General features: G+C 49.1%; 12 protein-coding genes. 1 reads left to right on the top strand and 11 read right to left on the bottom strand.

Annotation, left to right across the window (positions count from 1 at the left end):
* Positions 1 to 84: 84 nt before the first annotated feature.
* From Q6A92_RS03610 to Q6A92_RS03560, 11 genes are all read right to left on the bottom strand, one after another.
* Positions 85 to 1185: a glycosyl hydrolase family 28-related protein gene (locus Q6A92_RS03610; RefSeq protein WP_332237073.1), complete on the bottom strand. Its 1101-nt coding sequence runs from the start codon at positions 1183 to 1185 to the stop codon at positions 85 to 87.
* Positions 1186 to 1243: 58 nt separating this feature from the next.
* A complete protein-coding gene (locus tag Q6A92_RS03605; protein ID WP_332237072.1) occupies positions 1244 to 2692 on the bottom strand; it encodes a flippase in 1449 nt (482 codons plus the stop codon).
* 46 nt (positions 2693 to 2738) lie between these two features.
* Positions 2739 to 3803 carry a glycosyltransferase family 2 protein gene (locus tag Q6A92_RS03600; protein ID WP_274399903.1) on the bottom strand — a complete coding sequence of 355 codons (1065 nt, stop codon included), beginning with the start codon at positions 3801 to 3803 and terminating at the stop codon, positions 2739 to 2741.
* A gap of 5 nt (positions 3804 to 3808) precedes the next feature.
* On the bottom strand, positions 3809 to 5224 hold the full coding sequence (locus Q6A92_RS03595) for an O-antigen ligase family protein (protein WP_332237071.1): 1416 nt from the start codon (positions 5222 to 5224) through the stop codon (positions 3809 to 3811).
* A gap of 46 nt (positions 5225 to 5270) precedes the next feature.
* Complete coding sequence (locus tag Q6A92_RS03590) at positions 5271 to 6509, bottom strand: glycosyltransferase family 4 protein (protein WP_274399900.1); 1239 nt, start codon at positions 6507 to 6509, stop codon at positions 5271 to 5273.
* On the bottom strand, positions 6466 to 7626 hold the full coding sequence (locus Q6A92_RS03585; RefSeq protein ID WP_332237070.1) for a glycosyltransferase family 4 protein: 1161 nt from the start codon (positions 7624 to 7626) through the stop codon (positions 6466 to 6468). The genes Q6A92_RS03590 and Q6A92_RS03585 overlap by 44 nt, the downstream gene beginning before the upstream one ends.
* Positions 7623 to 8621 (bottom strand): GDP-mannose 4,6-dehydratase, encoded by a 999-nt coding sequence (gene gmd, locus Q6A92_RS03580; protein ID WP_274399897.1) that lies wholly within the window; start codon positions 8619 to 8621, stop codon positions 7623 to 7625. The genes Q6A92_RS03585 and gmd overlap by 4 nt, the downstream gene beginning before the upstream one ends.
* Before the next feature lie 58 nt (positions 8622 to 8679).
* A complete protein-coding gene (locus tag Q6A92_RS03575) occupies positions 8680 to 9621 on the bottom strand; it encodes a GDP-L-fucose synthase family protein (RefSeq protein WP_332237069.1) in 942 nt (313 codons plus the stop codon).
* Between the two features lie 19 nt (positions 9622 to 9640).
* Positions 9641 to 10342 (bottom strand): sugar transferase, encoded by a 702-nt coding sequence (locus Q6A92_RS03570; RefSeq protein WP_332237068.1) that lies wholly within the window; start codon positions 10340 to 10342, stop codon positions 9641 to 9643.
* A gap of 102 nt (positions 10343 to 10444) precedes the next feature.
* Positions 10445 to 11140, bottom strand: coding sequence for a CpsD/CapB family tyrosine-protein kinase (locus tag Q6A92_RS03565; protein WP_332237067.1), 696 nt, complete (start codon positions 11138 to 11140; stop codon positions 10445 to 10447).
* Positions 11127 to 11888: a YveK family protein gene (locus Q6A92_RS03560; RefSeq protein WP_332237066.1), complete on the bottom strand. Its 762-nt coding sequence runs from the start codon at positions 11886 to 11888 to the stop codon at positions 11127 to 11129. The genes Q6A92_RS03565 and Q6A92_RS03560 overlap by 14 nt, the downstream gene beginning before the upstream one ends.
* A 324-nt stretch (positions 11889 to 12212) precedes the next feature.
* Between Q6A92_RS03560 and Q6A92_RS03555 the strand changes: the two genes are divergently transcribed.
* Entirely contained in the window at positions 12213 to 13682 is a 1470-nt protein-coding gene (locus Q6A92_RS03555; RefSeq protein ID WP_332237065.1) for a right-handed parallel beta-helix repeat-containing protein, read from the top strand.
* Positions 13683 to 14597: the final 915 nt, after the last annotated feature.

Below are 14597 nucleotides of genomic sequence, written 5' to 3'. Positions count from 1 at the left end.
TGTGAACTTTCACAAAGGGGAAAAGGCAAATTTTCAGATGCTCCGATTGGCCTGTTCTCTCACGGGAATTCCCATGGGTCCGTCTCACTTCAAAAAGCGATTATCCATTGATTTGACTTGCGCATCGATCTTTTTACCATAGAACGCCGATGATTGGGCCGTCACCGTTCCGCCTACGGGTATATCCGTATTATAGATTGCCAGACTGCTGTATTCCTTTGTGGATTTCAGAAACACACAATTGAAAACCGAGACGTCAGCGTTCGATAAAACAGCAATATCTGCCTCCGGACTGCCCGGATAATGAACATAGCCATTATTCTGAAAGGTACAGTCGGAAACCGTCACCTGCGCATGATCTTCCGCATGAATACCCTGACCCGCAATCCCGGAAAAAGTCGAGCCCTTGATCGTAATATTTCGGGCGGACAGGGCAATACCCACCCCAAAACCTGCATTGCTTGTATGACTGGTAATCCCGCTGAATACACAATTTTCAATCGTCCAGCCGTCACTCGGCGCATTAATCTCAATATCATCTGCTTTGTTGTTGAGGAACCGGCAATTGATAATTTTTACATGATAACTTGGCTGTTTGTTAGAAAGGATGGAATATCCGCAACCTTCAAACAGCGTATCGGTTACTGTGAGATTGCGCACCGTCACGGCATTCTGGATGCCTTGAACACTGCTCTTAAACCTGCATTCATTAATATTGATGTTATCACCCAAGGGTATAATACCGATCTGGGAGTCGAACCCAACATCCTGTACAGTTTGGTTCCCGCCAAGAGAAAACACAGGGTCGGTATTCTTATTGACAGATCTAAAGGTTGTCTGTTCTTTACCTGCTCCAATGATCGATACATTTTCGGGGATGTCGATCGGGTGCGAAACGACATAAGTGCCCTTCCCGAAGTAAACGGTCCCGTTCACGGCGGCGGCCGCCCTGACAGCTCTTTGCACGTTATCCGTATCATCCGTTTTCCCGTTGCCGGCAGCGTGGAAGCCTTTTGCCTGAATAAAGGCGGGATTTGCATGAATGTCGAGCGATGGAACAGCGGCCGTCCCGGCAGCGGATGCAGACGGCCGATTTCGATGAACGGCGGCATACCCTATGATCCATGCAGAAATCACGATGAGCACAATCAGCAGACAGTTTTTTTTATATGAACGATCGCGCATGCGGGCCACCCGGCTTTCCCTGTTTTTTCAATTTAAAAAATTCGCCCTGAAAAGGTATTTAACCGTTGCTTTTGTAACTTGGCCTCTTTCTTCTGATTTCCTCGAGAATAATTCCGCCGTGCCCCGCATATTCGGCCGCCAGAATCATCGCCGTATATGAAAGTACGCCGGCCGTAATCTGGACAAAGGTTGTGATAATCGAAACGCCCATGGAACGGCCGATCAGGCTCACAACCGTATACATAACAGCGCCGGCGCCTACATAAAGCACCGTCTTCGGCAATATCTGTTTCCACTGAATATCGTTCCTGACGAAATATATCTGGACGAGCGTCACGGATAGTTCGGCGGCTAACGTGCCGATCGACGCGCCAATTGATCCGTAAGGCTTTATAAAAACAAGATTGAGCAGAAAATTGACAACGGCTCCGACATACAGGGAAATCGTGTACGCTCTCATTTTTCCGAGCGGCAGCAAATACTGGCTGCCGAACACGCCGCTCCATGCCATAAAAAAAACGGTCGGGCTGATCAGAATCAGGACCGTCGCACATTCGACAAAGCCATTGCCCATATACCACGGAATGAATTCCCGGGCAATACCGGCCAGGCCGAACATGATCGGTACGGCCAGCAGGGTGGAAAAATCGAGAGATTTCATGATATATTTTTTAGCCTGATCTTTCTGTCCGGTTATAAAAGTATGGGCCATTCGGGGCAGCATCACCGTTCCAAGCGAGGTGACGGCGGCAATCGCCACCTTTTGTATTTTGTCCGCATAATCATAAATACCGACCTCGCTCTTGCTTGACAACCATCCGATCATCGTTTTATCCAGCACAAAATAGACCTGCATCGCAACCTGCGGAAGAAAATACATGAGGACAGGAACCACGTGTTTTCTAACGGAGCGGCCGGTGATCTTAACCCGGACAATCCTGTTTCTGATGTAAAACCACATAAGAAACTGCCCCAGAAAAGCAGACAGACACATAATGAACGTGTATAAGTCCAGATCGCCGGGACCCTTTACAAAGGAAAAGACGGCAACTAATGAGAGACATTTAATCAGCAGATTTCTGGTAACGATTTTTTTAAACATTTCCAGCCCGCTGAAAAACCAGGTGCAGTCGATGACCGTTCCCAGCAGCGTAATCGTCTGAATCAGGGCAATTTCCCGGTCGCTGCGGACAGCCAGCAGCACAAGCAGCAGATATCCAAGCACGGAACCGAGAGAAACGATCAGCTGCAGAAAATAAATGCTGAAAAAATTCTCGCTCATTTCTTTCTTATTGTCGCGCGTCATCGCGATCATTTTATTGCCGTAGATGCCGATGCCGAGCATGCCCAGCAGGGTAAAGTACTGTGCGATTGAGGATGTATAGGCAAAAATGCCGACGCCTTTCGCTGACAGAACCCTTGAAACATACGGAACAGTCAGCAGGGGCACGATCATGACCATAATCTGATAGATAAGATTGTACAGATAATTTTTTTTCACACTCATGGCGTTCCCCTTATCCATTTGATATCAGAGTTTTTTATACGGGTAACTAGCTGCGAAGCATTTTACGCGGGAGCGCGATCATCCGCCTGGCCATCCATCGGCATCTTAAAATAATATAGAAGAGCCAGACCGACCTCTTTAAGAGAAAAAATACAAACTTGATTTTTTTTCGCTGGGTCAGCAATTCGCTATAATCATTCATAAATAGTTTATGAACGGTTCCAATAAATTTTTTATTATTTTCAAGATATTGACGATACGTCATCAACTCTTTAATCATTTGGTCAATCAGCTGTTGCGAATTAGCCAATTTTTTTCTATTGACTAATAAATCCTGCAGGTGCCACAAATTATTTTTATAATATTTTATACAGGATATTGGAAGCGCCTCAGGATATTCCGATTCAATGAACCGCATCATCTGATTCAGAGCTTCACAATGGTCCAGGGTTTTTATTGAAAAAGTATGTGCAATGCTTTTTTCTCTTTGGAAATAGTAATACATTTTTTTATTCAGCACGGCGACCTTCGCGGATCGATTAAAAATCTTGTAAGTTGTAAATTCATCTTCAAATAATTTACCTTTCGGGAATCTTACTTTATTCCATAATTCTTTTTTATAAAGCTTATTCCATACATACGTCTGACATTGATGATTGACGATCGCACCGATGACAGCCTGCTGTTTCGTGTACAGAATAACTCGGCTATAATCGTCCGGATCCTTAATATCGTCATCATGGAAAAAAGTCTGATATCCGACCTCGGCAATGTCACAGCCATTCAATCTGATTGTATCGTATAAGGACAGGTACATATCTTCATGTATATAATCATCACTGTCAACAAATCCTATATAGTTTCCTCTTGCAAGATCGATCCCGACATTTCTCGCATCGGAAAGTCCTCCGTTTTTTTTGTGAATGACTTTAATCCGTTTATCTATCTTTCCGTATTGATCACAGATCCGGCCTGAGCCATCAGACGATCCGTCATCGACCAATAGGATCTCAAGATCTTTATAAGATTGACGGATGATACTTTCAATACACCTTGGTAAATATTTTTCCACATTGAAAACCGGCACTACGACACTGATTAATGGTTTCATTCTTTTCAAGTCTCCTTCACAACCGATAAACGATGATCGCGATTCATCCCCGCTTGTTCTTCCGGTTGGGACAGGCTTGAAAAATGGTTCATTTTATAGTATCCCGCCGTTCTGAGTAAACGGTTGTCTAAAGAATAGCCGATGTTCAGTTCGGAGATGAACGGGCTCTGCAGAAGCGCCATCCAGAAATATAATGGGATGAGGGCGAACGAATCAAACTGCAGCTGGGAATAGACGACCAGAAAAATCATCCATTTCGAAAAGTTTCCGCCCCTGAGACTGAGAAGGAAATAGAGCACCAGCAGTACCGCCGCAATGCCCAGCGATCCCAGCTCCGAAGCAAGCCGGGCAAACATATCATAGGTATGCAGATTGTAGTCGTCGACTGCGAGGCTCAATTCCCCGGCTTTCTGAAGATCGGCCGGATTAATGGAATGAAAATGAGCGACGTAGGCATCGTGATAGTTTCCCAGGCCGTACCCGATCAGCGGATGATCCATAAAGGACTCAAAACCGATCCTTGAATACGTGGCCCGGATCATCGTCGAGGTGTCGCTTCCCGCCGAACCCGGATTTTCGATCATGTCCGCTATTCTATAGAAATGATAGGAATTTAATCCGAACAGGTTCTGAACAAAAACAAGATTCATCAGGACAGCAGCGGCGGCACAGGAGACAAGCAGGATACCCAGCCGTTTGAAAAAGATCTTGAAGTTGGATGTCAGGAACAGGTAGGCGGCAATGAAGACCAGGATATCCAGATAAAATCGTATCGAAAGCGAAAAGAGAGACAGCGCGAAAAAGAGAATAACAATGATTTTATGATAGCGGGTCAGGAGTCCTTTATTTTTTAAAATAACAAGTGCCGGAAGCAAAAACAGATTCGTGTGCAGGCTGATAAAAGACGGTTCCGAAAAGCTGAAATGGATGCGCCCGTCCGTCATGTAGCCGGTCCGTTCAACGAATACGTGGATGATCGAACTCAAAAATCCGCTCGGCGCTCCATAGACATAGAGAAACTCAAGGACACCGACGGCAACAGCGATGCCATAACCGCGGATCAGCCAGAGAAACAGTCTTGTGAATTTGACATCGTCGCCGCCGCATTCAGTAACAAACAATTTGAAAGCCAGATAGCAGACAAATCCGCTGCCCAGCGTTTCAGCCGCATTGATCAGGCCGACAAAACGGTCATGGTTCACGATTACCTGAGCGAAAGAAATCAGCAGACAGACGGCCATGAAGGCAAAAATATAAATTTCGATTCGTCTGTATTTGAGCCGGAAAAGTTTGGGCAGCTGTAAAAGAAGATAAAGACAAATAAAAACAACCGAGATCGGCCTGTATCCATTGCCGAACATAAACGGCGAATCATCGATGCAGAACAGGAAGGCCGCGGCATACATCAAAAATTCCATCATTATCACCCTTCATCTTTGCGGCTGAATGAACGGTCCGATCCCGCAATCAGAGCCCCATCAGCAGTTGTTTATATTTCCCGATTGACACTTCTTTTCGCAGATGCTGCTCAAGATAATGCCTTCCCTTCAGGCCCATCTGTTCCCGCTGCCCGCGCTCCATCAGGTAGAAGCCACGAATCAGCGCGGCCGCCCCCTTATAATCATGGGGTTCGACGACCCGGCCGCAGCTGCTGCCCGTGATCAGCCGTTCGGCTTCGCTTCCTCTTTCCAGCACGCCGATGACCGGCTTGCCCGCCGCCATGACGCCGTAGATTTTGCTCGGAACCGAAACACCCTTGATTCCTTTCTGATTGACGACCAGATGCACATCGGCCGCATTCAATGAAAATTTGATAAAATCCTTCGGTTGGTAGGGGAGAAAGAAAACATTTTTGATCGCTTCGTCGGCCACGAAACGCTGCATCTGTTTTTTAACGGCCCCTTCGCCGATAAAAACAAACGCCAGATCGTCGATTTCCACGAATTCTTTCGTCAGTTTAATCAGGTTTTCAAGATCATAGTAGAGTCCGAGATTTCCCGAGTACATGATGATAAACTTTTCTTTCAAACCGTTTTCTTCCAGGAAGCGATGAACATGCCGTTCGGTTTTCGGCAGGGGGACGATCTCATTCTCGTCGGTCCAGTTATGAATCACCTGATAGCTCGGAACTTTATGATCCAAGAAACGGTTTTTCAAAGTCTCGGCCATGTCCCGGCCGACCACGACGATGTTGTCCGCATGCCTGCAGCTGAACTTATCCACCAGCCGGGCCAGCTTAAAAATCAGGCGGCTCTTTGTAAAACGGACGGCGGCCGCCTGTTCCGGATTAAAATCCTGAATATTGTAGACATGCTTGGTCCGTTTCAGAAATTTGCCGATCGTGCCGATCAGCCCGCCTAAAACGGGCGGCGTCGATATCGTATAAATGATGTCGACGGATTTTTCCCTCAGCAGCGCGATATGGGCCAGAACAAAATAAGTCAGAACATATCTGATCCGGCTGATTTTGGATACTTTGTCAACCGCCGGAAGTCTCAAACGGACCACGCGGATGCCCTCGAACATGCCGGCTTCAATCAGCCGTCCGGGCCTGCCTTCCCCTCCGGCGTATCCGCCCGGCTGAGCGGCAATGACCGTCACCCGAAAACTGTCGCGCACCGCAAGGCAAAGCTCGGTGATCAGCTGGCCAGTGGAAGCCGGATCAGGATAAAAATAATTGACGATGAATAAGATCTTTTTCTTCATCCGCCCCGCCCCCTTCAAACACCGAGATAAGTCCGTCAATATAACGATCCATCGTATACTTTTCTAAAAATGTCTTTCTGCCGTTTAAGGCATACTTTTTATACAGTGCTTTGTCCTTAATCAGGCTCCTGATCGCAGCGGCGATGCTTGAGCGGTCAACGGTGTCCAGCACGATCCCGCTGCCTTCGATCAGTTCGGGGATCGCCCCCTGAGCGGACGAGATGATCGGCAGGCCGGCCGCCATGCCTTCAATAATCGAGATCGGCTGACCTTCGATGCGATAGCGGGTCGGCAGAACCATCGCGTCCGACCTCAGAAGCAGCTGCTTCTTCTTGACGCCGGTCACTGTCCCTAAATAACGGATCCTCGAATCGAACTGTTCCCCGGCGACCTGAGCCATCAATTGATCGAACCGTTTCCGATCGTAGATCTGGCCGGCGAGCAGCAGCCGCACATTCAGCTGCTGCCTGAGCAGATCGACAACCGCCAATATTAAATGGCCGAATCCTTTCGCTTCGATCAGATTGCTGAGATAGAGAAGGGTAAAGCAATGCCCCTCCCCGCTTTTTACTTTGGAGAAGGATGCAATCTCCTGCGTCCGGATGAAGTCTTTCTCAATACCGTTGGCAATCACTTCGATCCGCCTGGGCAGATTCATAAAATTGGCGGAAAGTCCCCGGCTCAGGACAATGCCCGTGTCAATTTTTCTCATCATATGAAAAATAAAGCCTGCCGGAATCCGATGAAACGATTCCAGAACATTTTTCAAGTGGTTTCCATGCAGATGAGCAACTATTTGATCGGTCTTTCCGGCAATCAGGAAAATAATCAGCGCATCGCGGAGCAGGCCGAGTTTGGTCTGCGAGATTGATAAATAAACAATGTCTGCCTGCCCCTTCCCAGCGATTCGCCGGATGCGGATCATAATAGCGATATCTTGAAAAATTTTAATAAATGAAAATTTTCCGCCGCCGTTGACTCTTTTTCTGTTCGTATTGACGACCGTAACTTGAAACTTTTCTCTGGTCATTTCCGATCCGGCAAGATGGCGGATCGCCAGGCTTTCTCCGTGAATCGGCGGAGGAACGGGACCGATGACGAGCAGCCGGCGCTTCATAGGCCGGCCCGCAGCGCCATTCGGCGGGCCGGCCCGTTCATTTGCCGGCGCTCAAGATCGTGGTCAACCATCATGCGGACCAGGGAGCGGAAATCGATATTCTTCTTCCAGCCGAGCTTCTTTTCGGCCTTGGAGCAGTCCCCGAGCAGCAGATCCACTTCCGCCGGCCGCATGAACCGTTCATCCTGAACCACATAGTCTTTCCAATTGAGGCCGACATACGAAAAAGCGGTTTCCACGAACTCTCTGACGGAATGAGTTTCCCCTGTGGAGATGACGTAATCATCGGCCTGATCCTGCTGAAGCATCAGCCACATTGCCTTTACATAATCCCCGGCAAACCCCCAGTCCCTTTTCGACTCCAAATTGCCGAGCCGCAATTCATTCTGAAGGCCGAGCTTGATCCTGGCCACACCGTCCGTGATTTTTCGGGTTACGAACTCCAGACCGCGCCGCGGTGATTCGTGATTGAAAAGAATGCCGGAGCAGGCAAACAGACCGAAACTCTCGCGGTAATTGATCGTCATCCAGTGCCCGTACAGCTTTGCGGCGCTATAGGGGCTCCTCGGATAGAACGGCGTCGTTTCTCGCTGCGGCACTTCGGCCGCTTTTCCGAACATCTCGCTTGTCGACGCCTGGTAGAAGCGCGCGTTCGGTTTGATCAGGCGAACGGCTTCCAGCATGTTCGTTACGCCAAGTCCGGTCATCTCTCCGGTCGCAAACGGCTGGCTCCATGATGTACCGACAAATGACTGAGCCGCCAGATTGTAAACCTCGTCCGGATCGGCGGTCTGCACGGCCCGGATCAGCGAAGCCAGGTCGGTCAGATCGCCGTCGATCCATTCCAGCCGATCTTTTATAGGTTCAACATTGACGTAAATCGGCGTGCTCGTTCTTCTTCTCAGTGCGAAAACTTGATAGCCTTTTTTCAGCAGAAATTCCGATAAATAGGAACCGTCCTGTCCTGTCACGCCAGTGACCAATGCTCTTTTCATCTGTTTTCCTCCGTTTTTTTATAAATTTTTCCGCCGGCGGCAGCGGAACCGCCGCTCGTCAATTGCCGATTCGGCTGAATGAATCCAAAAAATCCCGGTATGTCCTTTTCAGCCCCTGGTCCAGCGAAATATTCGCCCTCCAGCCCAAAGCGGAAAGTTTTGTGACGTCGACGATCTTTCTCGGCGTTCCGTCCGGCTTTGACGAATCGAAACGGATATCTCCTGTATAGCCGATGACTTCCTTGATCTTCTCCGCCAGTTCTCTGATCGTCAGCTCTTTTCCAACCCCGATATTGACGATCTCATCGCCGTCATAATGATCCATTAAATAGACGCAGGCATCCGCCAGATCGTCCGAATGGAGAAATTCCCGCTTCGGACGGCCCGTTCCCCAGACAACGACATACGGATCATGGTTTATCTTGGCCTCATAAAATTTCCTGACAAGCGCCGGAAGCACATGAGACGTCATATAATCATAGTTGTCATTCGGTCCGTACAGATTAGTCGGCATGACCGTGATATAGCGGGTCCCGTACTGTTTGTTGTAAGACCGGCACATCGTAATCCCGCTGATCTTGGCAATCGCGTAGGCTTCATTGGTCGGCTCCAGCTTTCCGTTCAGCAGTTCCGACTCCTTGATCGGCTGTTCAGCAAATTTCGGATAAATGCAGGTACTTCCGAGGAACAGGAGCTTCTTCACGCTTGTCTTGTACGACCAGTCGATCACGTTAGTCTCGATCATCAGATTTTCTTTGATGAATTCCGCCGGGCAGCTGCTGTTCGCCATGATGCCGCCGACCTTGGCGGCAGCCAGAAAAACATAATCAATAGACTCGTTTTGAAAAAGGGCGCCGACTGCCCGGTAATCGGTTAAATCAAGTTCGGCATGTGTGCGCAGCACCAGATTGCGGCAGCCGCGGGCTTCCAGATTCCTGACAATGGCCGAGCCGACCAGTCCCCGGTGGCCGGCGACGTAAATCTTTGCATCTTTTTCCATAGCCGGTACTCCCTTCTTATCAGTAAGCATTTTTTGAACCAAGCAGCTGGATCAGCGTTTTCAGAATTAATTTGAAATCATTCGCCATGCTTCGCTGCCGGATGTATTGCAAATCCAGTTTCACCATCTGATCAAAACCGAGATTGCTCCTTCCGCTGACCTGCCACAGTCCCGTACATCCGGGTTTGACAAGCAGCCGCTGCAGTTCGTAGCCCGAATACTGCTCAACTTCCCGCGGAAGAGGCGGGCGCGGACCGACCAGACTCATCTCCCCTTTCAGCACATTGACCAGCTGGGGAAGTTCATCGATACTTGTTGTGCGAAGCACACGACCCACCCGGGTGACGCGCGGATCCTTCTTCATCTTAAACATGGCCCCCGTTGCCTCATTCTGATCGGCTAGGCTGTTCAGCATTTGTTCGGCATTCACCACCATCGAACGAAATTTATAAATATAGAATTCTCTGCCGTCTTTCCCGACACGGATTTGCCTGAAGAAAACCCTCCCATGCGGATCGTCCCATTTAATCAGTAGCGAAACGATCAGGAAAGCGGGCAATAAAAAAATGAGTCCGATAAAAGCCAGGCACAGATCAAAAATTCTTTTGGCCAGCTCATAGATTTTTTGTTTTTTTAACTTTTCATTCAGCACTTCCGAATTGCGGCCGATTTCAGCAATATATGGAGCCTTTATTTCTATTTGTATCTTTGATAAGGCCATCTTGATCCCTCCGTCGGAAATAAACGCCAATAACAAGCAATCTGTTCATTTTTCCCTGCGGGCACCGCTGCTCTCTGCGCGCGATGCTTTCTTCCATTTCTATTACCCTGCCCTGTATCTGCGGCCCCTTCTCCCCTTTCTGGCTCCTTTCAGATCGTTAAGAACGACCCCGAGCAGGCCGGCACGGGCATCCGATAAGGATCCCGCAGCCTTTCTGGCATTCTCGACCTCCGTTGCCCCGCTTCTTACTACGAGCAGAGTTCCATCGCACAGACTGGCCAGCACCCGGGCATCCGCCACATCCAGAAGCGGCGGAGCATCCATAATGATCGCATCAAACAGGCTCCGGAATCGATGGACTAATCCGGCCATCTCCGCCGAACTGAGCAGATCGGCCGGATTCGGCGGTATCGGTCCGCTCGTCAGGAGCGAGAGATTGGCGATACCCGACGCCTGCACGATGTCTTCCAATCGGCTTTTCTTTGTTAAAAATGTTGTCAGACCGTTTTTATTCGCTAAACGGAACGTATCATGCTGGGTCGGCCGATGCATATCCGCATCGATCAGCAGGATTTTTTTCCCCTGCCGGGCCATGACCACAGCCAGATTAGCGGCCGTGGTCGACTTTCCTTCGTTCGGGCCCGGCGAGGTTACTAGGATCGCTTTCAAACCGCCGCCCGCTTTTGAAAACTCGATATTTGTCCGGATTTTCCGATATTGTTCGGCGAACGATGACTGCTCTTTAAAATAAGCAATCAGGCTTCGCGGCCTTTTGCCCGGAACTTTACTTTGCCTCAATATGCTCACCTCCGATCATACGTTCAGAACTGACCGCAGCGGCGAACGCTGCCGGATTGATTTCCCGGTATCTGCCGATATGGGACACGGCTCCGATGACCGGAAGGCCGAGTTTTCTTTCTACGTCTTCTTCAGTTTTGATCGTGTTATCCAGATAGTCCAAAAGGAAAGCAAGTCCGACCGATGCGATCAGACCGACGGCCAGTGAAACGGCGATATTCAGCAGCGGCCTCGGTTTGACCGGAACCAGGCTCGCGGACAGCTCCGCCGGCGAGAGCACATTAACGTTATCCACCTTCATCACCTTCCGAACCTGTGTCTTAAAAACATCGGCGACGCCATTGACAAGCCGGGTGGAAAGTGCCGGACTGCCGGTTTCCGCAGTCAGTGAAAAAATCTGCGAATTTTGAACCGTATCCACTGTCAGCAGTCCCTGCAGTTCTTCAGCCGTCATGTTCAGATGGAGATTCCGGATTACCTGATTGAGCACGGCAGGATCATCAATGATCACACTGTACGTATTGACAAGCTGTACATTCGTCTGGAGCGCATTCGTGTTATAAAGGGTCGAGGGATTGGCATTCGACTGATTAACAAGAATCCGAGCGGTCGCATCGTATTTCGGTTTCATCAGATAGTGGGTGGCCAGGGCCCCGGCCGCACCCGCCAGAAGCGTGACGGCAAGAATCATCAACAATCGTTTCTTTAAGATGCAGAACATGTCTTTTAAACCCATAGCTTCTTTCATCGTTTGCCTCCAAATTTAAGAATGAGTGCTTTCCGATCAGCAAGATTCGCGTTCATCGAAGTTTCCGAGAGACACTTCCGTTTGTTCGTCTTTCCCTTACCATTCACGTGCCGCCTGCTCTCGCTGCATCCGGAATATCTGTGCGCCGGACCGCTGAAAACTGCCTGTCTTCTTCTTTTTACTTACGGATATCTTACAGAATGAGCCGTAACAGCTTCATTACATGACAGACGAACAATTCTCCGATGTTGATGCAAGGGTACAAGCCGGAGATGATGCGCAGCATACACTGACTATACGGAAACAAGTAAAGAGGTGTTGAAGGTGGAAAAACTGGCAGATATTATGAAGGATTTTGCGGGCAAAGTATCCAGCTATTATTCCAATATTGAATCAACGGTGAATCAGATATCGGAATATCCCGTCACTCCATCCCAGTTCGGCGCTGTCGGCGACGGTGCGGCGGATGACGCCCCCGCATTTAATCGTTTATTAACGGCTTACGGTTCGAATCCTGTAACCGTCTTCTTAAACAAAGTGTATAGAATCAAATCAAACATCGACCTTCCCGCAAACTATCATTTGATCGGCATAAACGGAGCCCGGGTGGTACCCGATGCCAATGTGCAATTTAACGCAGCAAATATGGAAAGAATCGAAATCGATACACCATTCCACGGCTACTATACAGACGGCTCCCGCTCCGATTTAAAAATTAAAGATACAAAAATTACGGCGGACGGATACGGCATTCTTCTTAACAACAACGCCCAAGGCAGCAATTTTGAAATCATCAACAACCGGATTGACGCCGGTGCAGACGCCATCGAGATCAATACCACCGCCGGCAATTTCAGCGGTATCAAAATTATCGGCAATTCAATCGCTGCTCTCGGCGACAGCACCGATGCCGCTGCCGGATTCGCTGTCGGTATTGCAAAAGGGAAGGATATCGTCGTCAGTGCCAATATTATCGAACAGGCAAGAAATGAGGCCGTGCACATTGAAGACGCTCAGGAAAGGGTCATTGTCTCGGACAACGTCATCAAGGATTGTTCGCGGGACGGGGTCCGCCTCCTGAATCGGGCAGACGCCAAACCGATTATTTTAACGAACAACCATATCAAAAAACGGGCGGGCGACCGCTCAGGGACCGGCATCTATGCCGTCTATGATCCAAACGGGACGCTGACGGGCAGCAACCTGACCGGCAACGTCATTGAGGGTTTTAATATCGGCCTCGATCTCGGAGCCGATGCCGTGCACCATATCGGCGGCAGTACGATTCTTGACTGCAATACCGCCGTATCCTTATGGACGGGCAGAACATCGGGAACGATTTTTTCCGGAAATTGTCCGGTCCTCGCCCAGGGCGGGCCCGGATCGCGGTTCGGAAAAATCATTTCACTGACTGAACCGGCAGCGATTCTTCAGTATACAGGGACTCAGGGCTATCAGGGAACGACGCTGGAAGGATTTTCATTTAAAAAGGCAGCGGTCACAACATCCGATAACGGATACACAGATTACACCCTGTTCCCGCTGCCAACCGCCTTTGACGGAAAACTGCTCCTCAAATATGCGGATAATTTCGACCGGATCTACTATACGGCCGATGTCACGTACAGCAACGGCTCGCTGACGATCAACCGCCAGTGGAGCGCGAACAACGGCGTGACGGCCGCCCCCAATCTTAAAACGATCAATAACAATCTGGCCGTCAATTTTTATTCGGCCGCAAGCAGACAGGTCGGCTTTGACATCGATTTTGAAGGTGTATTTTATCAAGAATAAGCATCGCCGATCGTTTCGCAAATTCAATAATATAGGTATTCCCTCAACTTATTCATTTAGTCGGGCCGCGGCATGCAAGATCATCGATTCTCCCGAAAAGCGATTGGTTCGCACAGGCAGCAGTCTATGGCTCTGAATGTTCATGCGAACGGCGATTTTTCCCTCTGAAAAGGGTATATCGTGCACGGACAGGCGTCATCTGGCAGAAACGCCCGATCTTTTTTCCCGTCGTATATCTTTGTGAATCGAGGCCAAAATCGTTGGAAAACACCGTATATATCAAACAGAAAATCGCTGCTTATCATCAGTAAAAAGGCAAAATGTCAGTAACTGGCAGAAAATCGGCAGTAGTGGTCAAAGAATCAGCAGTAAACGGACTGGAATCAATAAGTGCGAATAATCGGAACAGATAGTTGTACCCTTGATGGTGCGATACTCCCCCGAAATAGGGCGATTCGAGGCCATTTTAAGGCGATAGCTCGCTGTTTCAGGGCGATTAGCAAATTTTTCAGGGCGATAAACTCCTAGCAGGGCGATACTCCGCCGAAATAAGGCGATTCGAGGCCATTTTCGGGCGATAGCTCGCTGTTTCAGGGCGATTAGCAAATTTTTCAGGGCGATAAACTCCTAGCAAGGCGATACTCCGCCGGAATAGGGCGATTCGAAGCCATTTTAGGGCGATTGTTTGCTGTTTCAGGGCGATTAGCAAATTTTTCAGGGCGATAAACTCCTAGCGGGGCGATACTCCCCCGGAATAGGGCGATTCGAAGCCATTTTCGGGCGATAACTCGCCGTTTCAGGGCGATTAGCAAATTTTTCGGGGGATAAACTCCTAGCAGGGCGATACTCCCCCGGAATAGGGCGATTCGAAGCCATTTTCGGGCGATAACTCGCCGTTTCAGGGCGATTAGCAAA

It is taken from the genome of Sporolactobacillus sp. KGMB 08714, from assembly GCF_036598985.1.
Taxonomy (GTDB): Bacteria; Bacillota; Bacilli; order Bacillales; family Sporolactobacillaceae; genus Sporolactobacillus.
The sequence above is the reverse complement of the archived record's forward strand: the minus strand, read 5'-3'. Positions and strand labels throughout refer to the sequence as shown.